The organism is Bradyrhizobium sp. 41S5 (genome assembly GCF_011516665.3).
Taxonomy (GTDB): Bacteria; Pseudomonadota; Alphaproteobacteria; order Rhizobiales; family Xanthobacteraceae; genus Bradyrhizobium; species Bradyrhizobium quebecense.
In genome coordinates this window covers 4,540,740-4,563,172 of record NZ_CP083721.1, presented here as the reverse complement: position 1 = coordinate 4,563,172, position 22,433 = coordinate 4,540,740, and the positions used below count along the sequence as shown (strand labels likewise).

At 62.7% G+C, this 22,433-nt stretch carries 21 protein-coding genes and 1 pseudogene; 17 read left to right on the top strand and 5 right to left on the bottom strand.

Going from position 1 to position 22,433, the window contains the following annotated elements; translation table 11 throughout:
• Nucleotides 1-19: 19 nt before the first annotated feature.
• From rseP to fabZ, 4 genes are all read left to right on the top strand, one after another.
• On the top strand, nt 20-1,171 hold the full coding sequence (gene rseP, locus HAP47_RS21865) for an RIP metalloprotease RseP (protein ID WP_173642813.1): 1,152 nt from the start codon (nt 20-22) through the stop codon (nt 1,169-1,171).
• A gap of 177 nt (nt 1,172-1,348) precedes the next feature.
• On the top strand, nt 1,349-3,892 hold the full coding sequence (gene bamA / locus HAP47_RS21860; RefSeq protein ID WP_173642814.1) for an outer membrane protein assembly factor BamA: 2,544 nt from the start codon (nt 1,349-1,351) through the stop codon (nt 3,890-3,892).
• A 32-nt stretch (nt 3,893-3,924) separates the two neighbouring features.
• Nucleotides 3,925-4,986 carry a UDP-3-O-(3-hydroxymyristoyl)glucosamine N-acyltransferase gene (lpxD, locus tag HAP47_RS21855; protein ID WP_092114606.1) on the top strand — a complete coding sequence of 354 codons (1,062 nt, stop codon included), beginning with the start codon at nt 3,925-3,927 and terminating at the stop codon, nt 4,984-4,986.
• Nucleotides 4,986-5,444 carry a 3-hydroxyacyl-ACP dehydratase FabZ gene (fabZ, locus tag HAP47_RS21850; protein WP_173642815.1) on the top strand — a complete coding sequence of 153 codons (459 nt, stop codon included), beginning with the start codon at nt 4,986-4,988 and terminating at the stop codon, nt 5,442-5,444. Before lpxD ends, fabZ begins: the two co-directional genes overlap by 1 nt.
• Nucleotides 5,445-5,519: 75 nt before the next feature.
• Here fabZ and HAP47_RS21845 read toward each other — a convergent pair whose 3' ends face one another.
• Complete coding sequence (locus HAP47_RS21845; RefSeq protein WP_173642816.1) at nt 5,520-5,843, bottom strand: KTSC domain-containing protein; 324 nt, start codon at nt 5,841-5,843, stop codon at nt 5,520-5,522.
• A gap of 149 nt (nt 5,844-5,992) precedes the next feature.
• Here HAP47_RS21845 and lpxA point away from each other — a divergent pair, with 149 nt between their 5' ends.
• The 5 genes from lpxA to HAP47_RS21820 all read left to right on the top strand — a co-directional run bounded on the left by lpxA (nt 5,993) and on the right by HAP47_RS21820 (nt 9,962).
• A complete protein-coding gene (lpxA, locus tag HAP47_RS21840) occupies nt 5,993-6,787 on the top strand; it encodes an acyl-ACP--UDP-N-acetylglucosamine O-acyltransferase (protein WP_173642817.1) in 795 nt (264 codons plus the stop codon).
• 19 nt (nt 6,788-6,806) lie between these two features.
• Nucleotides 6,807-7,664 (top strand): LpxI family protein, encoded by an 858-nt coding sequence (locus HAP47_RS21835; protein ID WP_173642818.1) that lies wholly within the window; start codon nt 6,807-6,809, stop codon nt 7,662-7,664.
• A complete protein-coding gene (gene lpxB, locus HAP47_RS21830; protein ID WP_173642819.1) occupies nt 7,664-8,842 on the top strand; it encodes a lipid-A-disaccharide synthase in 1,179 nt (392 codons plus the stop codon). Before HAP47_RS21835 ends, lpxB begins: the two co-directional genes overlap by 1 nt.
• 118 nt (nt 8,843-8,960) lie before the next feature.
• Entirely contained in the window at nt 8,961-9,620 is a 660-nt protein-coding gene (locus HAP47_RS21825; RefSeq protein ID WP_231168332.1) for an SRPBCC family protein, read from the top strand.
• A 6-nt stretch (nt 9,621-9,626) separates the two neighbouring features.
• Nucleotides 9,627-9,962 (top strand): ArsR/SmtB family transcription factor, encoded by a 336-nt coding sequence (locus tag HAP47_RS21820; protein ID WP_173642821.1) that lies wholly within the window; start codon nt 9,627-9,629, stop codon nt 9,960-9,962.
• 32 nt (nt 9,963-9,994) lie between these two features.
• Here HAP47_RS21820 and gltA read toward each other — a convergent pair whose 3' ends face one another.
• Nucleotides 9,995-11,296: a citrate synthase gene (gltA, locus tag HAP47_RS21815; RefSeq protein ID WP_173642822.1), complete on the bottom strand. Its 1,302-nt coding sequence runs from the start codon at nt 11,294-11,296 to the stop codon at nt 9,995-9,997.
• A 160-nt stretch (nt 11,297-11,456) separates the two neighbouring features.
• Nucleotides 11,457-12,878, bottom strand: a complete 1,422-nt coding sequence (gene gltX, locus HAP47_RS21810) for a glutamate--tRNA ligase (RefSeq protein WP_173642823.1) — start codon at nt 12,876-12,878, stop codon at nt 11,457-11,459.
• A gap of 179 nt (nt 12,879-13,057) precedes the next feature.
• Between gltX and HAP47_RS21805 the strand changes: the two genes are divergently transcribed.
• The 3 genes and pseudogenes from HAP47_RS21805 to HAP47_RS21795 all read left to right on the top strand — a co-directional run.
• Nucleotides 13,058-14,737, top strand: coding sequence for a glutamine--tRNA ligase/YqeY domain fusion protein (locus tag HAP47_RS21805; RefSeq protein WP_173642824.1), 1,680 nt, complete (start codon nt 13,058-13,060; stop codon nt 14,735-14,737).
• Nucleotides 14,738-14,772: 35 nt separating this feature from the next.
• Entirely contained in the window at nt 14,773-15,150 is a 378-nt protein-coding gene (locus HAP47_RS21800) for a YybH family protein (protein ID WP_173642825.1), read from the top strand.
• A 158-nt stretch (nt 15,151-15,308) separates the two neighbouring features.
• Nucleotides 15,309-16,553: pseudogene (locus HAP47_RS21795) on the top strand (ComEC/Rec2 family competence protein); the annotation flags it as partial.
• A gap of 303 nt (nt 16,554-16,856) precedes the next feature.
• Here HAP47_RS21795 and HAP47_RS21790 read toward each other — a convergent pair.
• Complete coding sequence (locus HAP47_RS21790; RefSeq protein ID WP_173642827.1) at nt 16,857-17,903, bottom strand: AbiJ-NTD4 domain-containing protein; 1,047 nt, start codon at nt 17,901-17,903, stop codon at nt 16,857-16,859.
• Between the two features lie 321 nt (nt 17,904-18,224).
• Between HAP47_RS21790 and HAP47_RS21785 the strand changes: the two genes are divergently transcribed.
• The 3 genes from HAP47_RS21785 (at nt 18,225) to HAP47_RS21775 (ending at nt 20,710) form a co-directional block, all read left to right on the top strand.
• Nucleotides 18,225-18,443, top strand: coding sequence for a hypothetical protein (locus HAP47_RS21785; protein WP_173642828.1), 219 nt, complete (start codon nt 18,225-18,227; stop codon nt 18,441-18,443).
• Between the two features lie 79 nt (nt 18,444-18,522).
• A complete protein-coding gene (locus HAP47_RS21780; protein ID WP_173642829.1) occupies nt 18,523-19,731 on the top strand; it encodes an AAA family ATPase in 1,209 nt (402 codons plus the stop codon).
• Between the two features lie 274 nt (nt 19,732-20,005).
• Nucleotides 20,006-20,710 (top strand): hypothetical protein, encoded by a 705-nt coding sequence (locus HAP47_RS21775; RefSeq protein ID WP_173642830.1) that lies wholly within the window; start codon nt 20,006-20,008, stop codon nt 20,708-20,710.
• 85 nt (nt 20,711-20,795) lie between these two features.
• On the opposite strand, the gene HAP47_RS21770 is transcribed toward HAP47_RS21775, so the two are convergent.
• Nucleotides 20,796-21,275 (bottom strand): hypothetical protein, encoded by a 480-nt coding sequence (locus tag HAP47_RS21770; RefSeq protein ID WP_173642831.1) that lies wholly within the window; start codon nt 21,273-21,275, stop codon nt 20,796-20,798.
• A 328-nt stretch (nt 21,276-21,603) separates the two neighbouring features.
• On the opposite strand from HAP47_RS21770, the gene HAP47_RS21765 reads away from it, so the two are divergent.
• Both HAP47_RS21765 and HAP47_RS21760 read left to right on the top strand, forming a co-directional pair.
• Nucleotides 21,604-21,975, top strand: coding sequence for a hypothetical protein (locus tag HAP47_RS21765; RefSeq protein ID WP_173642832.1), 372 nt, complete (start codon nt 21,604-21,606; stop codon nt 21,973-21,975).
• Entirely contained in the window at nt 21,962-22,423 is a 462-nt protein-coding gene (locus HAP47_RS21760; RefSeq protein ID WP_173642833.1) for a cold-shock protein, read from the top strand. The genes HAP47_RS21765 and HAP47_RS21760 overlap by 14 nt, the downstream gene beginning before the upstream one ends.
• The last annotated feature ends 10 nt before the right edge of the window (nt 22,424-22,433 follow it).

Below are 22,433 nucleotides of genomic sequence, written 5' to 3'. Positions count from 1 at the left end.
CTTGTCGAGGGGAATTCGAATGCCCGAGTATTTTCTTCATAGTATCAATGCGTTGAGTCATGGGCTCCTCGGTTATATCGTTCCCTTTCTCTTCGTCCTGACCATCGTTGTTTTCTTTCACGAGCTCGGCCATTTCCTGGTTGCGCGCTGGGCCGGCGTGAGGGTGCTCACGTTCTCGCTGGGGTTCGGGCCGGAGCTTGCCGGCTTCAACGACCGGCATGGCACACGCTGGAAGATCTCAGCGATTCCGCTCGGCGGTTACGTCAAGTTCTTCGGCGACGACAGCGAGGCGTCGACGCCGTCGACGGAGATGCTCGCCTCGATGACGGCGGAGGAGCGCGAAGGCAGCTTCCATCACAAGTCGGTCGGCAAGCGCACCGCGATCGTCGCGGCCGGCCCGGTGGCGAACTTCATTCTCGGCGCGCTGATTTTCGCGGGCATGGCGCTCTATTACGGCAAGCCCAGCACGATCGCCCGGGTCGATGGCCTGGTCGCCGAGAGCGTCGCTGCGAACGCGGGCTTCAAGGTCGGCGATGTCGTCGTCGATATCGACGGCAGCGCGATCCAGAGCTTCGCCGACATGCAGCGGATCGTAGCTTCGAATGCCGGTTCAGAGCTTGGTTTCAAAGTGAAGCGGGACGGCGCGATCGTTTCGTTGAAGGCGACGCCGGCGCTGAAGGAGGTCAAGGACCCCTTCGGCAACGCACACCGAATCGGCGTGCTCGGAATCGAGCACAAGGCTCAGGTCGGCGAAGCATCCAGCGCTCCGGTCGGCGTCTTTGAAGCCATGAAGATCGGCGTCGAGCAGGTTTGGTACATTATTTCGAGCACGTTCAAGTTCCTGGGTTCGCTGTTCGTCGGGACCGGCAATCCGGCCGAGGTGAGCGGGGTCATTGGAATCGCGAAGCTGTCGGGTCAGGCTGCGAGCGCCGGGTTCCAGTTCGTTGTCAATCTTTGCGCCATCCTCTCGGTCTCGATCGGGCTGTTGAACCTGTTCCCGATCCCGCTTCTGGATGGCGGGCACCTCCTGTTCTACAGCGCGGAGGCGCTTCGTGGACGCCCGCTTTCAGAGCGGACGCAGGAGGTGGGTTTCCGAATCGGCTTGGGTTTGGTTCTGATGCTGATGGTGTTCGCGACGTATAACGACATCCTCAGAATCGCTGGGTCCTGAAACGGGGCTTTTCTGTGGCGTTGCCAATGGGCAACGTCTTGGTATGAAAATGGAAATGTTCAGCTGTAGTAAGTTTGCCCCCAAGGCAAAGTTGGCTACAAGCTGAGCAGCAGGTTGGGAATCTGTCGGGTCGTTGGGGAACGGTCCGGCATTGCGAAAGATAAGGGCGCGTTGCGCATGATGTTTGGAATGCGAGTGAGGGGGGGGCTGTTCGCCGCCTTGGTCATGTTCGCCGCGCCAGTGGCGGCCACCTTGGCGGCCGTTGCTGTCTCTGCGCCTGCGCAAGCGCAGACCGTCGATTCGATCACGGTGGAGGGGAACCGCCGCGTCGAGCTTGAAACCATCCGTTCCTATTTCCATCCCGGACCGGGCGGTCGGCTGGGCCAGGCCCAGATCGACGACGGCCTGAAAGCGCTGATCGAGACCGGCCTGTTCCAGGACGTGCATATCGATCAGCGGGGCGGTCGCCTCGTCGTGGTCGTGGTCGAGAACCCGGTGATTGGCCGCGTTGCCTTCGAAGGCAACAAGAAGATCAAGGACGAGCAGCTCACCGCCGAAGTCCAGTCCAAGCCGCGCGGCACCTTCTCGCGCCCAATGGTGCAGTCGGATGCCCTGCGCATCGCCGAAATCTACCGCCGTTCGGGCCGCTACGACGTGCGGGTCAATCCGCAGATCATCGAGCAGCCGAACAACCGCGTCGACCTGGTCTTCGAGGTCAATGAAGGCGTGAAGACCGGTGTCCGGTCGATCGAGTTCATCGGCAACAATGCGTATTCGGCGTCCCGCCTGCGCGACGTCATCAAGACCCGCGAATCGAACATCCTGAGCTTCCTCGGCGGCAACGACGTCTACGACCCCGACCGGGTCGAGGCCGACCGTGACCTGCTGCGCCGCTTCTACCTCAAGAACGGCTATGCCGACGTTCAGGTCGTGGCCGCGCTGACCGAATACGATCCCGACAAGAAGGGCTTCCTGGTTACCTTCAAGATCGAAGAGGGCCAGCAGTACCGTGTCGCGGCCGTCAACTATACGTCGTCGATCGCAACGCTCGATCCGAACGCGCTGCGCTCGTTCTCGCGCGTCAATATCGGCTCGCTCTACAACGCCGAGGCGCTGGAGAAGTCGGTCGAGGAGATGCAGATCGAGGCGTCGCGCCGCGGCTACGCGTTCGCGGTGGTCCGGCCGCGCGGCGATCGCAATTTCGACAATCACACGGTGTCGATCACCTTCGCGATCGATGAAGGTCCGCGCACCTATATCGAGCGCATCAACATCCGCGGCAACAGCCGAACGCGCGACTACGTGATCCGCCGCGAGTTCGATATCTCGGAAGGCGACGCCTACAACCGTGCGCTGGTCGACCGTGCCGAGCGCCGGCTGAAGAACCTCGACTTCTTCAAGACGGTGAAGATCACCACCGAACCCGGGTCCTCCAGCGATCGTGTCATCCTGATCGTCGATCTCGAGGAGAAGTCGACCGGCGACTTCTCGGTGTCGGGCGGCTATTCGACCACCGACGGCGCGCTGGCTGAAGTCAGCGTCTCCGAGCGCAACCTGCTCGGCCGCGGCCTGTTCGCGAAGGCGTCGGTGACCTACGGCCAGTATGCCCGCGGCTACTCGCTGTCGTTCGTCGAACCCTATCTGCTCGACTACCGCGTCGCGCTCGGCCTCGATTTCTACCAGCGCCAGCAGCTGTCCAACAGCTACATCGCCTACGGCACCAAGACGCTCGGCTTCAGCCCGCGCCTCGGCTTCAGCCTGCGGGAAGATCTGTCGCTGCAGCTGCGCTACTCGATCTATCAGCAGGAAATCACGCTGCCGTCGACGCTCAACAACTGTAACAACAATCCCTTCCTGGCTGACGGTGTAACGCCCAATCCTGCGTTCAATCCGAGCCCGGCCTATGCGAACCTGAACGGGATCAGCCTGGTGTCGACCAACGGTCTCGGCTGCTACAGCGACGGCGAAGCCTCGCTGCCAGTCCGCAAGGAACTGGCGGGCGGCAAGACCCTGACCTCGGCGCTGGGCTATACGCTCAACTACAACACGCTCGACAACAACAAGAACCCGACCGACGGTCTGATCATCGACTTCAAGCAGGACTTCGCCGGCGTCGGCGGCGACGTCAGCTACATCAAGAGCGCGATCGACGCGAAGTACTACACCCCGCTGGTGTCGGACATCGTCGGCGTGATCCACGCCCAGGGCGGCATCCTGAACAAGCTCGGCACCCAGGATCTGCGCATGCTGGATCACTTCCAGATGGGCCCGAACCTGGTCCGCGGCTTCGCGCCTAACGGCATCGGTCCGCGTGACATCAACCCGTACGGCACCATGGACGCCATCGGCGGCACCAAGTACTGGGGCGTGTCGGCGGAACTGCAGATGCCGTTCTGGTTCCTGCCGAAGGAAGTCGGGCTCAAGGGCGCGGTCTATGCCGACGCCGGCGGCCTGTACGACTACCAGGGGCCGCAGTCGTGGGTGGCGACAGGCGAAGTCAACACGCCTAACTGCGTGAAGCCGACGAACAACCCGCCGTCTCCGGGTACCTGCCTTGGCCTGAGTTTTGACGACAGCAAGGTTGTCCGTACCTCGGTCGGTGTCGGCCTGATCTGGCAGTCGCCGTTTGGTCCGCTGCGCTTCGACTACGCTGTGCCGCTGACCAAGGGTGCGTATGACCGCGTGCAAGAATTCCGGTTTGGCGGCGGTACGACTTTCTAACACCGCTGCTCGACCGGACTGCGACGGATGGAATGGCGCAGCCGATCTTCTTCAAGAGTCCTCCTTCGTCATCGCTGGCTGAAATTGCCGCGCTGACGAAGGCGCAACTGGTCGACCCCGAAAGGGGCGCGCTTCAGATCAGGGGGCTGGCCTCGCTCGACGAGGCCGGTCCGATGCATCTCGCCTTTTTCGACAATCTCAAATACGCCGACCAGCTCGCCGCGACCAAGGCCGGCGCCTGTCTGGTCAGCCCGCGTTTCGAGGCGCAAGTGCCGAAGGGCACCGCCGTGCTGCGCGCCGCAAAACCGTTCCAGGTGTTCGTCGAGCTCGCCCGCGAATGGCACGCCGATGCGCTGCGGCCGCAATCCTGGTTCGGGACCGAGGGCATCGCCCCGTCGGCGATCATCGATCCCACCGCGCGCCTCGAGGACGGCGTCATCGTCGATCCGCTGGTCGTGATCGGCCCGCGGGTCGAGATCGGCTCCGGCACCATCATCGGCGCCGGAGCGGTGATCGGCGCCGACGTCAAGATCGGCCGCGACTGCAATGTCGGCGCCAAGACCACCATTCAGTTCGCGCTGATCGGCAACAACGTGCTGATCCACCCGGCCTGCAATATCGGCCAGGACGGCTACGGCTTCATCTTCTTCGGGCCGGCAGGGCACGTGAAGGTGCCGCAGACCGGCCGCGTGGTGATCCAGAACAATGTCGAGGTCGGCGCCGCCTCGACCATAGACCGCGGTTCCCTGCGCGACACCGTGATCGGCGAGGGCACCAAAATCGACAACCAGGTCCAGATTGGCCACAATGTGACCATCGGCCGGCACTGCCTGCTCGCAGCCCAGATCGGGCTCGCGGGCAGTCTGACGATCGGCGACAATGTCGCGCTCGGTGCCAAGGTGGGCATCAACAACCACCTCAAGATCGGCGATGGCGCCCAGGTGACGGCGATGAGCGCGGTCAAGGACGACATTCCGGCCAATGGTCGCTGGGGCGGGCATTTCGCCAAGCCGACCAAGCAGTGGTTCAGGGAAATTATCGCGGTGGAGCGCCTGGTGCGCGACAACGAAGCCAAAGGCAAGGAACAGGAGTGATGGAGGAGGCACCGGTCAAATTCGAGCTCGTGGATATCAACGATATCCTGAAGACGCTCCCGCATCGCTTTCCGATGTTGCTGATCGACCGCGTGATCAAGATCCGCACCGATTACAGCGGTATCGGCATCAAGAACGTCACCTTCAACGAGCCGCCGTTCCAGGGGCATTTCCCGGATCGTCCGGTGTACCCCGGCGTAATGATGATCGAGGCAATGGCCCAGACTGCCGGCGTGATCGGCATCAAGTCGGTCGAGGGCACCGAGAAGCCGCGCGCGGTGTATTTCCTCACCATCGACAAGTGCAAGTTCAGGAAACCGGTGATGCCCGGTGACACCATCGAGTACCACATGCGCTTGCTCGGCCGCCGCAAGACGATGTGGTGGTTTCACGGCGACGCCAAGGTCAACGGTCAGGTTGTCGCCGAGGCCGATGTCGGCGCGATGCTGACGGATTAGAGCGTTTTCGAGCGAAGTGGCCCCCGGTTCGCGTGAAGAAAACGCGTCAAAGGAAGAAGCCCTGAGCCGCCGAGGTCACGACGTCCTACAAGCATACCGGCCGTCCGCGCCGGCGATGCGCAGGACTCGATTGAGGAAGATGCCCATCGATGGTGCGATCATCAGCGCGTCGTAGCTTCCGGCAGGCACGCCGCAATAATGCTGGTAGCTGCCCCTGACCGCGACCAGCAGCGTGCGTTCGCCCGCGCTGTAGCAGACTCGCTGGACGATCGTGCTGCGGTTGATGTCGCGACAGTCGAAGGTCGAGAGATCGACGCTTGTGCTGTTGCCGAGATCGACGGTCTCCGGGCCGATCGGCGCGGAGAACAGGCTGAGGATCAGCGCGGCGGCCCGGACCATGGATCGGTTGCGACCTTCTCGTTTGCAACAGGTCGTCATCATACGTCACTGGACAGGGCGGGCAAAGTCGCGCTAACGACCGCCGAACCCGACAGCATAACGCCTTGATAGCGCCTTGGCGCCACTAACGAATTCCGGACCGTAACGACATGAGCATGATCGACCCCACTGCGCGGATTGCGGATGGCGCTGTGATCGGGGCCGGCACCGAGATCGGTCCGTACTGCATCATCGGTCCTAACGTCGTGCTGGGCGAGAACTGCAAGCTGATCGCGCATGTCACGATCAGCGGGCACACGAAGATCGGCGCCGGTTGCGTCATCTCGCCGTTTGCCGCGCTCGGCGGGCCGCCGCAGGATCTCAGCTATCGCGGCGAGCCGACCCGTCTCGAAGTCGGCGAAGCCTGCACGATCCGCGAAGGCGTGACGATGAATGTCGGCACGGTCAAGGGCGGCGGGCTCACCCGCGTTGGCGATCGCGGCTTCTTCATGAACAACAGCCATGTCGGCCATGACTGCATGGTCGGCAATGGCGTGATCTTCGCAACCTCAGCGACGCTCGGCGGTCACTGCGAGATCGGCGACTTCGTCTATATCGGCGGCCTGTCGGCGGTGCACCAGTTCGCCCGCGTCGGCTCGCAGGTGATGATCGGCGGCGTCTGCGGGGTGCGCGGCGACATCATCCCGTTCGGGTTAGCCAACGGTCAATACGCGGTGCTCGAAGGGCTCAACATCATCGGCATGCGGCGGCGCCAGTTCACCAAGGCGCGGCTGGCTGTGGTGCGCGCGTTCTATCAGAAACTGTTCCACGGTCCCGGCATCTTCGCCGAGCGGCTGGCTTCGGTGCAGCCGCTGGCGGGTGAGGATCCTGCGATCGCGGAAATCCTCGCCTTCATCGAGGGCGGCAAGCTCCGGCCGCTCTGTCTTCCCGCCGATACCAACTGAGCAGGGGATGGCCGCCAGCATGACGTCAGCGGCTCCCTCGCTTTCTTCGCCGGTCGGCGTGATCGCCGGCGGCGGCGCCATGCCGTTCGCGGTCGCCGATCAGCTCACCGCGCGCGGCATCACGCCGGTGCTGTTCGCGCTGCGTGGCGCCTGCGATCCGGCGCGCGCGCAGCGGTTTCGTCATCGCTGGATCTCGGTCGGCCAGCTCGGACGCGCGACCCGGTTGTTCCGCGACGAAGGCTGCCGCGACCTGATCTTCATCGGCACCCTGGTGCGTCCCGCGCTGTCGGAGATCCGGCTCGACTGGGGCACGCTGCGGCTACTCGGCCATGTCGTGCGCGCGTTCCGCGGCGGCGATGATCATTTGTTGTCGAGCGTCGGCCGCATCCTCGAGCAGCAGGGATTTCGCATGGTCGGCATCAAGGATGTCGCGCCGGATCTCCTGATGCCCGAGGGCGCCGTGACGCGCACGACGCCGGACTCGAGCGCGCTCGCCGACATTGCGCGCGGACGCGGTGTGCTCGATGCGCTTGGACCGTTCGACATCGGTCAGGCCGCCGTGGTGATCGACGGTCACGTGGTCGCGGTCGAGGACATCGAAGGCACCGATGGGCTCCTGGCGCGGGTGGCGCGGCTGCGCGCCGACGGCCGCATCCGCGCCAAGGCCGGCCGCGGCGTACTGGTGAAGGCGCCCAAGAGCAAGCAGGATCTCCGCTTCGATCTGCCGACCATCGGTCCACGCACGGTCGAGGGCGCGGCCGCGGCGGGCATCGCCGGCATCGCCGTGATCGCTGGCAATACGCTTGCCGCCGAGCCGCAGGCCCTGATCGAGGCCGCCGACGCCAAGGGGCTGTTCGTCATCGGACTGGCGGGCTGATGCAGGCGCGAAGTCCCAGCAGCGGCCGCAAGATCTTCCTCATCGCGACCGAGGAGTCCGGCGACCGCCTTGGCGCGGCGCTGATGAAGGTGCTGCGTCAGCGCCTCGGCGATGCCGTGCAATTTTCCGGCGTCGGCGGCCGGCAGATGACGAGCGAGGGCATCGATCCGCTGTTTCCGATCGAGGAGCTCTCGATCATCGGCTTTGCCGCCGTCGTGAAGCAATTGCCGAAGATCCTGCAATTGATCCGGCGTACGGCCGATGCCGTGCTCGCCGATGCCCCTGACATGCTCGTCATCATCGACAGCCCTGACTTCACCCACCGCGTCGCCCGCCGCGTCCGCGCGCGCAACCCGGACATTGCGATCGTCGACTACGTGTCGCCATCGGTCTGGGCCTGGCGGCCGGGCAGGGCGCGCGCGATGCGACGCTATGTCGATCACGTGCTGGCGCTGCTGCCGTTTGAGCCGGAGGAATATCGCAAGCTGCAGGGACCGCCATGCAGCTATGTCGGCCATCCCCTGACGGAGCAGCTCACTTCGCTGCGGCCCAACGAAGAGGAGCAGAAGCGGCGCGATGCGCAGCCTCCGGTCCTGCTGGTTCTGCCCGGAAGCCGGCGCAGCGAGATCAGGCATCATCTGGCGCTGTTCGGTGCGGCGCTCGGCCAGCTCAACACGCAGACGCCGTTCGAGCTCGTGCTTCCCACCATGCCGCATCTCGAGGCCATGGTGCGCGAAGGCGTCGCGTCGTGGCCCGTGGCGCCACGGCTTGCCATCGGCGAGATCGAGAAGCGCGCGGCATTCCGCGTGGCCCGCGCGGCGCTCGCAAAGTCGGGCACGGTGACGCTGGAGCTCGCCCTGTCGGGCATTCCGATGGTGACGGCGTATCGCGTCGGTGCCGCCGAAGCGTTCATCCTGCGCCGTGCGATCCGGGTGTCGTCGGTGATCCTCGCCAACCTCGTGATCGGCAGCGACATCATTCCCGAGTTCCTGCAGGAGGACTGCACGCCGGACAAGCTCGCGCACGCGCTGGGTGATGTACTCGCGGATTCGCCCGACCGTCTGCGGCAGCTCGTGGCATTCGCGACGATGGACGGGAAGATGTCGACCGGTGACCAGCCGCCAAGCGTCCGCGCCGCCGACATCGTGCTTGCGGAAATGAGCCGGCGCTCGGCCTAGCTAGCCATTCGCTCATTCTGTCGTCGGCGGCGGCACACGACCGCAACGGTTCCGCTTGCTTTGAATATTTAGGCTGCGCTAATATTAGTAATAGCTAATATTTATGCGGAGAGCCGTCGTGAAGATCGATCCTGTCGCCTATGTCGGAGCTGTTGTCCGCGAAGTCGCCGTCCGGGACCACGATGGCAAGCCGGCGCGGGCGGTGATTGCGACGCGCAGCTACGACACCGACATCGCCGACCTCTGGGACGCGCTGACCAATCCCGAGCGCATCCCACGCTGGTTCCTGCCGATCTCCGGAGACCTAAAACTCGGCGGCCGCTACCAGTTCGAGGGGCAGGCCGGCGGTCAGATCACGGCCTGCGAGCCGCCGCGTCAGCTTGCTGTGACCTGGGAGTTTGCTGGCACTGTCAGCTGGGTGACGGTGACGCTGGCTGACGACGGTTCCAGCGGAACCCGTTTGGAGCTGGAGCACCTCTCGGTCATCGAAGATGACTTCTGGGATCGCTACGGGCCTGGCGCGGTCGGCGTCGGCTGGGACCTCGCCTTGATGGGGCTCGCTTTGTACTTCGCCACGCCGCCGGGACAGCCATTCGACCGCGCGGCCGCCGCGGCCTGGCCTGCGTCAGCCGACGGCAAGGATTTCATCCGCCGCAGCAGCGCCGACTGGTGCCGAGCCTCGATCAAGGCCGGCACGGATGAGGCGGCCGCGCGCAAGGCAGAAGCCAACACCACCGTCTTCTATTGCGGCGAGCCTGAACCCGGCGGCGGAGGCTAGCGCGCTGTGCACGCCTTCGACATCCTCGGCGATCCCGTCCGCCGGCGTATCCTGGAGTTGCTGGCGACCGGCGAGCACAGTTCGGGCGACGTCGTCGCCGTCGTGCAGCGCGAGTTCGGCATCACCCAATCGGCGGTCTCGCAGCAGTTGCGGATCCTGCGCGACGCCGGTTTTGCGTCGGTGCGCGCCGACGGCACGCGCCGAATCTATGCCGTCGAGCCGGGGCGGCTGCGCGAGGTCGACGCCTGGCTCGACCGGTTCAGGGCGTTCTGGCTGCCGCGTCTCGATGCGCTCGCGACCGAAGTCGCCCGCGGCAAACGAAAACGGCGCCATCAGGAATGATGGCGCCGTCGCGAACTTGTCAGAGATGAAGCTTACTTGCGCTTGTCGATCGTCACGTAGTCGCGGCGCGCGACGCCGGTGTAGAGCTGGCGCGGACGACCGATCTTCTGCTGCGGATCCTCGATCATCTCGCTCCACTGGCTGATCCAGCCGACGGTGCGGGCGACCGCGAACAGCACGGTGAACATCGAGGTCGGGAAGCCCATCGCCTTCAGCGTGATGCCCGAATAGAAGTCGACGTTCGGGTAGAGCTTGCGGTCGATGAAGTAGGGATCGCTGAGCGCGATCTTCTCGAGCTCGAGCGCAACCTTCAGCATCGGGTCATCGCCATGGCCGGTCTCGGCCAGCACCGCGTGACACATCTTCTGCATGATCTTGGCGCGCGGATCGTAGTTCTTGTAGACCCGGTGACCGAAGCCCATCAGGCGGACTTCGCTGTTCTTGTCCTTCACCCTGGCGATGAATTCGGGAATCTTGTCGACCGTTCCGATCGACGACAGCATGGCGAGCGCGGCTTCGTTGGCGCCGCCATGGGCCGGACCCCACAGGCAGGCGATGCCGGCCGCGATGCAGGCGAACGGATTGGCGCCGGAGGAGCCGGCGATACGCACTGTCGAGGTCGAGGCGTTCTGCTCGTGATCGGCATGCAGGATGAATATCTTGTCGAGCGCGTCGGCGAGCACCGGATTAATCTTGTATTCCTCGCAGGGCACGCTGAAGCACATCTGCAGGAAGTTCTCGGCGAAGGAGAGCGAGTTCTTCGGATACATGAAGGGCTGGCCGATGGTGTACTTGTAGGCCATCGCCGCCAGCGTCGGCACCTTCGCGATCATCCGCATCGAGGCGATCATGCGCTGCCGCGGATCGTTGATGTCGGTGGAGTCATGGTAGAACGCGGCGAGCGCGCCGACGGCAGCAACCATGATCGCCATCGGATGCGCGTCGCGGCGGAAGCCCTGGAAGAAACGCGCCATCTGCTCGTGCACCATGGTGTGGTGGATCACGCGATAGTCGAAATCCTTCTTCTGCGCCGGGGTCGGAAGCTCCCCGTAGAGCAGCAGATAGCAAGTCTCGAGGAAGTCACCGTGCTCGGCGAGCTGCTCGATCGGGTAGCCGCGGTATTCGAGGATACCGGCGTCGCCGTCGATATAGGTGATCTTCGACTGGCAGCTGCCGGTCGAGGTGAAGCCGGGATCGTAGGTGAACACCCCGGCCTGGCCGTAGAGCTTGCCGATGTCGATGACATCAGGCCCAACCGTGCCGCTCAGGATCGGGAAATCGTAGTTCTTGTTGCCAATGGTGAGTGTGGCTGTCTTGCTGGATTTTGCGTCCATCGTGAGATCCCCGATGAAATCGTTGCGAAAACCGACCTTGCCCAGTCGCTAATTTGCGGCCCATGGCGGGGCGGAACGGCTTGTGGAGAAAGCGTCCGGCGATGGGTAGCTCATTGCAATGTGCGCTGCAAGATGGACCCTGGAGGGGGTCCATGCAGGATCACGCCGCCTGATCGGCGAGACGGGCAAGACACTCCTGGCGTCCCAGAACGGCCAGCACGTCGAATATACCCGGCGATGTTGTACGTCCCGTCAGCGCCACCCGCAGCGGCTGGGCGACGGCGCCGAGTTTCAGATTGTACTGCTCGGCGAAATTCCGCATGGCGGTCTCGGTGGTTTCGGCCGTCCAGTCGTTGACGGCTTCCAGCGCGGTGCGCAGCCGGCCGATCAATGCGCGCGTTTCCGGCGTGAGCAGCGCGGCCGCTTTCGGATCGAGCTCAAGCGGGCGATCGGCGAAAATGAAGTAGGCGCCCGAGATCAGCTCGATCAGCGTCTTGGCGCGCTCCTTCAGGCTCGGCATCGCCCGCAGCAATTGCGCGCAGCTGGTGTCATTGAGCTTGGCCTTCAGCGCTGCGCCCTCAGGAACATAATCCAGCACGCTCTCGAACTGGGTCACGAGGGATTGATCGTCGCTCTGCCGGATATAGTGGCCGTTGAGGTTCTCGAGCTTGGCGAAATCGAACCGCGCCGCCGAGCGGCCGATGCCCGAGAGATCGAACGCGTCGATCATCTCCTGGGTCGAGAAGATCTCCTGGTCGCCATGGCTCCAGCCGAGCCGGACGAGATAGTTGCGCAAGGCGGCCGGCAGATAGCCGAGGGCGCGGTAGGCATCGACGCCCAGCGCGCCATGGCGCTTCGACAGTTTCGAGCCGTCGGGTCCGTGGATCAGCGGAATGTGGGACATGCTCGGCAGCTCCCACTCCAGCGCGTCGTAGATCTGCTTCTGGCGCGCGGCGTTGATCAGGTGGTCGTCGCCGCGGATGATGTGGGTGACGCCCATGTCATGGTCGTCGACCACCACCGCGAGCATGTAGGTCGGGGTGCCGTCGCCGCGGAGCAGGACGAGGTCGTCGAGGTTCTCATTCTGCCAGACCACGCGGCCCTGGACCTGATCCTCGATCACGGTCTCGCCGTTCTGCGGTGCCTTGAGGCGGATGGTCGGCTTGACGTCGGAGGGCGCGGTCGCCGGATCGCGCTCGCGCCACATGCCGTCATAGAGCCGGGTGCGGCCCTCGGCGCGCGCCTTTTCGCGCATCGCGGTGAGCTCCTCCGGGGTGGCGTAGCAGTAATAGGCGCGCCCGGCGGCGAGCAGGCCCTCGGCGACCTCGCGATGGCGGGCGGCGCGGCTGAACTGGTAGATGACATCGCCGTCCCAATCGAGCTCGAGCCATTTCAGGCCGTCCAGGATGGCGTCGATCGCCTCCTTGGTCGAGCGTTCGCGGTCGGTGTCCTCGATCCGGAGCAGCATCTTGCCGCCGAGCTTCCTGGCATAGAGCCAGTTGAACAGCGCAGTGCGGGCGCCCCCGATGTGGAGGAAGCCGGTCGGCGAGGGGGCGAAGCGGGTAACGACGGAATTGGTCATGATCGAGTGCGACGTATGCTGGAATGGGCGGTGGTGTATATCAGGAACCGAACATAACTAAAGCCCCGGCTGACCTTTTGCAGGCCAAACCAGGCTTGAAACCAGGCTTTGAAACCAGGCTTGGCCGGACGGCGCGAATTTGGCAGAAGGTTGAGCTGACTCCTCCAGGGAACCCTTTGATGACGATTGACACGACGGCAGAGGCAGGGCGCGACTTCATCCGCGACATCGTCCAGGCCGATCTCTCCTCCCACAAGCACAATCGGATCGTGACCCGCTTCCCGCCGGAGCCAAACGGCTACCTGCATATCGGTCACGCCAAGTCGATTGCCCTGAATTTCGGCATCGCGCAGGAGTTCGGCGGCCAGTGCAATTTGCGCTTCGACGACACCAATCCGACCAAGGAGGAGCAGGAGTACATCGACTCGATCCAGGCCGACGTGCATTGGCTCGGCTACGATTGGGGCAAAAACCTCTTCTTTGCCTCGGACTATTTCGAGCGCCTGTACGATTGGGCCGAGGGCCTGATCAAGGCTGGCCATGCCTATGTCGACGATCAGTCGCAGGAGGAGATCCGGCTGTCCCGCGGCACGCTGACCGAGCCCGGCAAGAACTCGCCGTTCCGCGACCGCACGGTCGAGGAGAACCTCGACCTGTTCCGCCGCATGAAGGCCGGCGAGTTCTCGAACGGCGTCCGCGTGCTGCGCGCCAAGATCGACATGTCCGCCGGCAACATCAACCTGCGCGATCCCGTGCTGTACCGCATCCTGCACGCCCACCATCCGCGCACCGGCGACAAATGGTCGATCTATCCGAGCTACGATTACGCGCACGGCCAGTCCGACGCCATCGAGGGCATCACCCATTCGATCTGTACGCTGGAGTTCGAGGATCACCGGCCGCTCTATGAGTGGCTGCTCGACAAGCTGCCCGTACCCTCGAAGCCGCGTCAGTACGAAATGGCGCGGCTCAATCTGACCTACACGCTGCTGTCCAAGCGCGTGCTGACCCAGCTCGTCCGTGACGGACACGTCGCGGGCTGGGACGATCCGCGGATGCCGACCATCGCCGGCCTGAAGCGGCGCGGCGTGCCGCCGGCGGCGGTGCGTGAGTTCATCAAGCGCATCGGCGTGGCCAAGGCCAACAGCGTGGTCGATGTCGGCATGCTCGAGTTCTGCATCCGTGAGGAGCTGAACCGCACCGCGTTGCGCCGCATGGCGGTGCTGCGGCCGCTCAAGGTGGTGATCGAGAACTATCCGGAAGGGCAGGTCGAGGAGATCGAGGCGATCAACCATCCCGACAATCCGGACGCCGGCACCCGCAAGATCGCATTCGGCCGCGAGCTTTACATCGAGCGCGACGACTTCATGGAGAACCCGCCGAAGAAGTTCTTCCGCCTCTCGCCGGGCAATGAGGTGCGGCTGCGCTATGCCTACTTCATCAAGTGCACCAGCGTCGTGAAGGACGCCGCCGGCGAGATCGTCGAGCTCCGCGCGACCTACGATCCCGCGACCAAGGGCGGCAACGCGCCCGACGGCCGCAAGGTGAAGGCGACGATGCACTGGTTGCCGGCGGCGCAGTCGAAGCCGGCGGAAATCCGCATCTACAATCAGCTGTTCGCCAACCCGAGCCCGAACGCGGCGAATTTCGCCGCCGACCTCAACCCGCAGTCGCTGGAAGTGCTCAGCGATGCGCGGGTCGAGCCTGCGATCGCAGAGGGCAATTCGCCTGAGGCGATGCAGTTCGAGCGGCAGGGCTATTTCGTGCGCGATGCAGATTCGACGCCGGACAGGCTGGTGTTCAACCGTACCATCGGCCTGCGCGACACCTTCGCCAAGGAAGTCGGGGGCAAGGCTTAGCGCGGTCCGGCGCGAACAACGGACGGAGGCGATCGATGCCTGACGAAGCCGACGATATCGCCTCCGCCATCATCGCCAGATGGTCCGCAGGTTTCGGCAAGCTCGATGCGGCTGCGCTGTATTCCAAGAGCGCGTTCTTCTTCGGCTCGAACCCGACGCTCTATCGCGGCTGCGACGGTGTCAAAGCCTACTTTGACGGCCTGCCGCGCTGGCGCGCGCCGCGCGTTCAGTTCAGCGACGTCAGGACCGAACGCGTGAATGCCGATCTCGTCAACATGGCTGCTATCGCCTCGTTCTTCCTCGACGGCGATGCGCCCTCGCTCGCCGTAAAGATCACCTGGGTGATCGCGTGCGAGGACGGCGACTGGAAGATCGCCTGCCATCACGTCTCCTCGCAGACGCCATTGATCTAGGCGCGCGCCTTTGGGGCGCCTGCGCGCGCGCTCGTCGCCGATGAGCGTCCAATTGTCCTCGCAGGTCACAGCTTTCGGTTGCGTGTTTCGGTTCCGTTCCGCTAGTCGGGTGACTGCGGCATCCGCTAGCCTGCGGTCCGGCAGGGATCGCAAGCGGAATGGCGGAGCAGGGCACGACGCCGGGCGGCAGACGCGGCTACGCGGGGACGTGGCCGCCGCGCGCGGCCGCGCCGGTCGGTGGCTATGTTCCGGTGCGCGCCAGTATCTGGCGGCCTCTCGTCGAGACATTGCGGCAATGGGCGCGTGCGGAGACGGGCGCCGGGCGGCTGTTGCCGTGGGTGCCGGTGGCGTTCGGCACCGGCATTGCATTCTATTTTGCGGCAGAGCACGAGCCGGTGCTGTCGGTCGCGGCGACCGTCGCAATCGCGCTCTGCCTGCTGGCCTTGCTGCTGCGGCGGCGCAGCGTGTTTCCCGCCGTCGTGATGCTGGCGGCGGTCGCGGCGGGCTTTGCGATGGCAACATGGAAGACCGCGCGGATCGCCCATGGCGTGCTGGCGCGGCCGATATTTTCCGTGGCGCTGACCGGTTTCGTCGAGACACGCGACGTCCGCGAGAAGACCGACCGCTTCGTGCTGCGCGTCGTGTCGATGGAAAGCCAGCGCGAGGTGCCAAAACTCGAGCGCGTCAGGCTCTCGGTGAAGAAGGGCACCGCGCCCGAGGTCGGCAGCTTCGTCGAATTGAAGGCGCGGCTGATGCCGCCGCTCGGGCCGCAGCGGCCGGGCTCCTATGATTTCGGCCGCGACCTCTATTTCCAGGGTATCGGCGCGTCCGGCTTCGTGATGGGCACGGTGAAGACCAGGGAGCCGCCGGCAACTGGTGGCCTTGCGCTGCGTTATGCCGCCTTCATGCAGTGGCTGCGCGATGCCATCGACGCACGCATCCGCACCACGCTCGATGGGGATCAGCGCGCGATCGCAACCGCGCTGCTCACCGGCCGGCGCGATGCGATCACGACGCCGGTCAACGACGCGATGTTCATCTCGGGCCTCGGCCACGTGCTGTCGATTTCCGGCTACCACATGGCCGTGGTCGCGGGCGTCGTCTTTTTCACGATCCGCGCGCTGCTTGCACTGTTTCCGGCGTTGACGGCCGGACACCCGATCAAGAAATGGGCGGCGGCGGCCGCGCTCGTCGCGGCGGCGTTCTACCTGCTGCTGTCGGGAGCGGAGGTCGCGACCCAGCGATCGTTCTTCATGACGGCCGTGGTGCTGATCGCCGTGATCGTCGACCGCCGCGCGATCACCTTCCGCACGCTGGCGGTGGCGGCGCTGATCGTGCTCGCGATCGCGCCGGAAGCGCTGGTGCATCCGAGCTTCCAGAGCTTCTATGCGATGGGGGCGGGTGCGGGGTTAGCGGCCTGAATCTTTCGTATTTTCAATGGCATGCCGGCCTCGTCCCACACACTACCCGGAACAAAAACCGCTCAAAACCCGACAAAATCCCCAGATTGGCGGCGCAAAGTCCCGGAAAAAGTCCCGGAATGGGGCTGGCCGTTCCACATGCGTTCGGGGTGGGCGCCAAGGCCCAGAAACCGGCCTCCCATGCGCGGACTGGTCCAAAGGGCAAATTACCCGGTGGCTGATGCTGAGAGCTCTGAGAGCCAGTTTTCGGGGCCTCCGCATCGCTGGGGAGGCGCCGAACTGTGATCACGAGCTTCGGACCAATCGTTTGACCCATCCCAAACTTGTGTCGATTGCCCAATCCGTCTGCTCCACCGTCAACGTTGGCATTTCGGCGGATCCTGGCCCGTGGCCAAGCGGGTTTCTGACGGATGTGAATAGGTGTTTCAGCCCGGAGGCCTCCCACGCCGTGATGAAACCCTTGCTTGAAAGGTTATCGATGTAATTGTGGGCACCTTTCTCTTTTCCGTGGGTCCACCCCTTGTCGTCAGAAATAATCTTGATTGCGCTTTCAAGAGCGCGGACTGCGTAGAAGGCTGGATCGCGCGCGCTGTTATCGCGACGATCGAAGGCTTCCTTCATATCGGTGTCGACGTTCTTCCATTTCGGAGAATCCACCAAGCGCCAAAACGGCTTTTCGATCTCGTTTTGCGTAAATTCATCTGTTGCGATCTGCACGAAACCGTTGTGATAATTGAGTTTGCATTCGGCTTGGCGGAAACGGGCGTTCAGCTCATCGACCGCTTCTCGAAAAGCCTTGTTCATTTTCTCGTTTGCGGAACGGATGCCATCTTCGTAGCTTCCGGGGACCCGAATTGATCGCGGCGGTCGCGCCCCTGACGAGAAATCGAAATCCTTCGCAAATTTGATGGCTGAGGGGAGGTTGGCGTTAGCGATCGCGATCCGATTCTCAGAAAGCCGGAATGCCAGTTCGATGAAGCTCACTCGCTCCTTGACGAAGCGGTCCGTGGATTCGGTTCCGTCGAATTCCTTCAGGAACCACGTTTGACAAACATCGTCCATGGTGAAGTCACCGTAGTAATGGTGCGGTTTGCCGTTGAATTGGCCCATGAAGTTATAACTGAGTGGAGAAAGAGAGACGCAACCGAACTCCATTGAAAGTCTGCTCTGAACGTCGGACCAAAACTTCTTGTTGTCGTCGTGGGCGTTGAACGGGCAAACTTGCTCAGAGAATATTCGGAACATCTGAACGAGCAGCCGGCGCTCGGTTTGCGTAAACGTTCCCCACAATTGTGTTTGCCTGTAACGCTCTGCGAAGATGTCAGTAAGCATGGCCGTGGTTCTTCTCGAATCGGATTAGAACGATGGCACGTCCCGCGTAGCGTGTGGCCGTGTTTCGGCACTATCCGCAGGATTCACAGGCTGTCCTGGCCCAGTGCCCGGCAAATGGAAGTTTTGAATGTTCATGTTGCGTAAGTCGCTGAACAAACTAATGTTTATGGCTTAGTCGCCTCATTTCGCTCAGCGGCGGCGCGCCCCATGTCTGGCTCCCTTTTAGTGTTTGGGCCGCGAAACAATACTATCCATCACCAGCACGACTGGCCCTTCGCCAGGTGCACCGCCCGATAGGGCAACCCCTCAAAGGGGAATTCCATGAAACTCTTATCGTTTTGGCCACCCATCCCGGGTGCGCCCGACGTTGTGCGCATTTCCGTTGAAGTCGCTGACGGTATTCGACTCCACAAGATCAAAATCGCCAACGGCTGCGTGCTCGCGCGGAACGCCACATTCAGCCCGGAAGCGGCTAAGCAGATTTCAGACTTGGTTCTTTGCGGAAAGGGCGCTCGCCTCAATGAAGCCCGTAAAGTCTGAGGCCACGAGCCGGGGCGCCGAGTCTTTCACTGCGACTCCGTTCGTTTGGACTGACCCCGCAGCTCTGCCGCCGATCGGCATGACGGCCGACGCCCTCGCGTTAGAGGGAATCGAACCGAAGATCATGGGTTGGATGCGGCAGGCTATCGCTGCGCGTGAGATCATCGAAGCGTCGTCTACACCGAATCCGGCCAACGATAACAAGCAACCCGACGATATTAAGATCATTGACCCCTCTGAATGGGAGGGGCAGGCCATCCCGGAACGGCAATGGTATCTCGATGGTCTCATCCCCAATCGGCAGGTGACGCTGCTTTCCGGTGATGGCGGCACCGGCAAGAGCCTACTGGCCTATCAGATCGGCCTGGCTGGCGTGCTCGGTCTGGAGACGCTGGGATTTAGGCCGGCAGAGGGCCGGGTCGTCTACCTTGCTGCGGAGGATGACGAGGGCGAGCTCAAACGACGCGGCCATGACATCCTGACCGTTATGAGGCGCACGTTCTCGGACCTGAGGGGGCGGATGCGCGTCATCCCCATGGCCGGAAAGGATGCCGAACTGGTGACCGAAAGGCGCCGAAGCCGTGAGCTTGAGCTTACGGGCCTCGCCCAACGGATTACGGACCTGCTGACAGAATTCCGGCCTAAGCTTCTTATCCTTGATACAGCAGCGGACGTGTTTGGCGGCGATGAGATCAACCGCAAGCAGGTTCGATTCTTCGTCTCGATGCTGCGGCGCTTTGCGATGGACTGTGATTTGGCCGTGCTTCTGCTGTCACATCCATCCGTGCAAGGCATGCAGTCCGGCAGCGGCCTGTCGGGTTCAACGGCATGGAATAACTCGGTGAGATCGAGGCTGTATTTTACTGCAGATAAGACTGATGAAGATCTGCGCCTGCTGAAGAATATGAAAGCAAACTACGGCAGGAAGGGTGCCGAAACCAAGCTGCGCTGGCACGAGGGGGCTTTCGTTCTTGATGACGGCAAGCCCTCGGCGCACGCGTCGCTATTAGCCAACCACGCCGACGACGTATTCCTGAGGATGCTTTCCTCAATCAACGGAAGCGGAAGGCGAGTGTCGTCGTCCAGAAGCAGCGCATACGCGCCAACTGTCATGGCGACCATGCCGGAACGCGAGGGTACGAGTAAGAAGGCGCTGGAGGAGGCGATGGCAAGATTGTTTGCTGAAAAGAAGATTGCAGTCGTCAAGGAAGGTCCGCCGTCAAAGCAGCGTGAGCGGTTGGTGGTGGTTGAGGACGAAGTCCGTCAGAAGCGGATGGCGCCCAGCTAAGCCTTCCAACGGTCCTTCCAACGCCCTGCCAACGGGTACCAACGGGGTGTTCGTTCCAACCCCCTTATACCCCCACCGTTGGGATGGAAGCCCAACTCGGTCGATAGGCCGGTTGGAATTCCACCCAGAAGCGAATGCAAGGGTAGGGGTAATTCGGAAGTCTGGCAGGCCGTCCGCCAACTACCGGCCGCTCAATCGCACACGCGACGCCGCAGATTTTCAGATTATTTTTCCAGGCCGCGCAGACGGTCAGATATCTCACGTCGGAGACACCATGATCGCAGCTAACGACAACCAGCCGCTATCGGCAGGAGACTTCACTGACCTTGCAGCTCGCCGCACCTGGCTGGAATCTGCACCAGCCACACATGCCACACACCACGCTCAGCCGCCCTGCATGACGTGGGCCAAGCGCGAGAAGGAGGAGGCCACCTTCATGGGCCTCAAGCTCTGGCGCAGCCTGAACGAGCCGCCGCTCATGGCTGCGAACGACAATGAGCCGGATGAGGATGCGACCGAGCTGAATGAGCAGCCTGTATCTCCGAACATGGACCGCGAACTGGTGGACGTGTCCGCCAAGCAGCTGATTTGGGCGGTCGAAAATAGGCGGGCGCGCTGGAACGGCAACAAGCTCGTAAAAATTTGGAATGGGCACAGGTGGGTTAGCCCGGACGTCGAGTTCGGCAAGGTCCGCCAGCGCAAGAGCGACAAAGCCGACACCGAGCACTTCGATCTGGATCCGCCCGACGCGCAAGCTGAGTTGGCGCGGTCTATGGATCTGGAGCGCTTGCGCAAGGCACTGGGCCACAAGGCGTGCACGGTGCTGGATATGGCATCGGCCGACAGCACCCTGGCAGAGATTGGTGAATATCTGGGATTCAGTGGCCAGTATGCGCAGCGCCATGCCGGCAAGGAGGTTCGAGCGGCGGCAGCTGCGCTGAACGGGACGCTTTCCAGAGAGGGGCAGGCCGCTGCTTAGGGCGTGTACTCATGCGCCCGCTTTGACCTAATTGGCCAAACCCGATGGGCGTCGGGTTTGAGCCAAGTAAAACCACAGCTCCCGGCTATAGCCGAAACGAAGATACGTCCACGTTGCACCAATTCCTTGCTATCTCCATCGCCGTGTCCCTTACCGACGGATCGGCAGCGACTTCCTCCCACGCCTTGGTCCCAACCTCTTCCTCATACTCACCGTCGTCCGTGGGGCCATCCTCTTCTATGGCTTCAATGACGGCCGAGCGAATTTTATCGACTAGCCCAAGAGCGAATCTGACTGGTTCTCGGTAGCTCATCTCGAAGTCTCTCCGAGCCTGACTCATAGACGCACGCGAAATTCTCCTGCCACGAACGGAAGGATCGTCTTCTCCCATCATATCTTTCCACTTTTGGGAGTTGTAACGGGAGAAATTTGTGAAAATGCCCCCGTTGTTCTTCCACATCGCTTCATCTGTACCCAAGGCCCGATCTTCGTAGTAGCAGCGAATGGCGTGGGTTTGCCAAAGCACTTTTAGGACTGCATCAATCTCAGCGTTGCACAGCGGCATTGATAGCTCCGATGTTCGCAAATGGTTTCAGGGGTACAACGTCTTCCAACTTACCCTAGGCATGTACGCTCGCAAGGCCTCCAAACTCTTACGTTAGTATAGACCACGTTTTGTGGTCCGACGTGACGACTTCGGCGCGCCGGCCCACACCCGGCGTCGCCACCTTTTTTGGCACAGCCAAGCTAAGCGGCTGCCATTTCATTTCACCTCTCATGACTAGGATCGCAAAATCATGCGCAAGCGTCGCGCTTGCCGGGCTGTCGCGCGTCGGCTTGGCCTGAATGTAAATCGCGTAGCTGGGCTAGTGCAGCGCGCCTCGGAGGGTGGCTTGCTGCCCGTCGCCTGCGGTTCCGAGCGGCCGCACCTGACCAATATGGAGATGGCGCGCTTGCTGCTGGCGGCCGTAGCCGATCGTGGACTCGGCAATGTGGCGGCGACGGTGCGCGACTTCTCGGCGCTCGAGACTGAGGGAGGACTTCAGTTTTGCGATTGGCTGGAGGGGGTTGTTGCTGGCCGCGTCGATGCTGAGCCGATTGTATCGATCATCTTCCAAATGGATCCGGCCTCGGTGAGCGTACTAACCAGTGCGGCGCAGATGGATTTCGGTGCGCATGAAGACAGTCCAACCACCTGCATTACCGCTATTAGCGGCGAAGCGCTCCGTTCAATTATCGAGGATTTTAAGAATGGCGTGGGGTGAATTGGTCCGCTGGGACGAGGAACGCGGATTCGGGTTCGTGCGCTCCGACTATCCGGCAATGGACGACGTATTCGTTCATCGACTTGCACTACTGCGCGCGGGCATAGAGCCTCGCGTTGGGACGGCATTGGAGTTTGAAGTTCAAGATCACAAAGGCCGGCCGCGCGTTGTGAGTGCCAAGCGTCTTTCCACCTGGAGAGATCCTGACGTTGATCCTACCGACAAGACCGAAAAACTACCGGGGCGCATCGCCCACATCAACGTAGCTAAGCGCTTCGCTTTCGTCGCGCGTGATGACATCCCAGGCACGCGCGTGTTCGTCAGGTACAATGACCTTGGCAAAAATGGTGTGCCGGCTGTGATCGGAGCACCAGTCATGTTCGAAGTCGGAGAACGTGGCGGCAAGCCCTGCGTCATCGCAATCGAACCGTTCGAACAGCGGCACTGACACCCCCCAA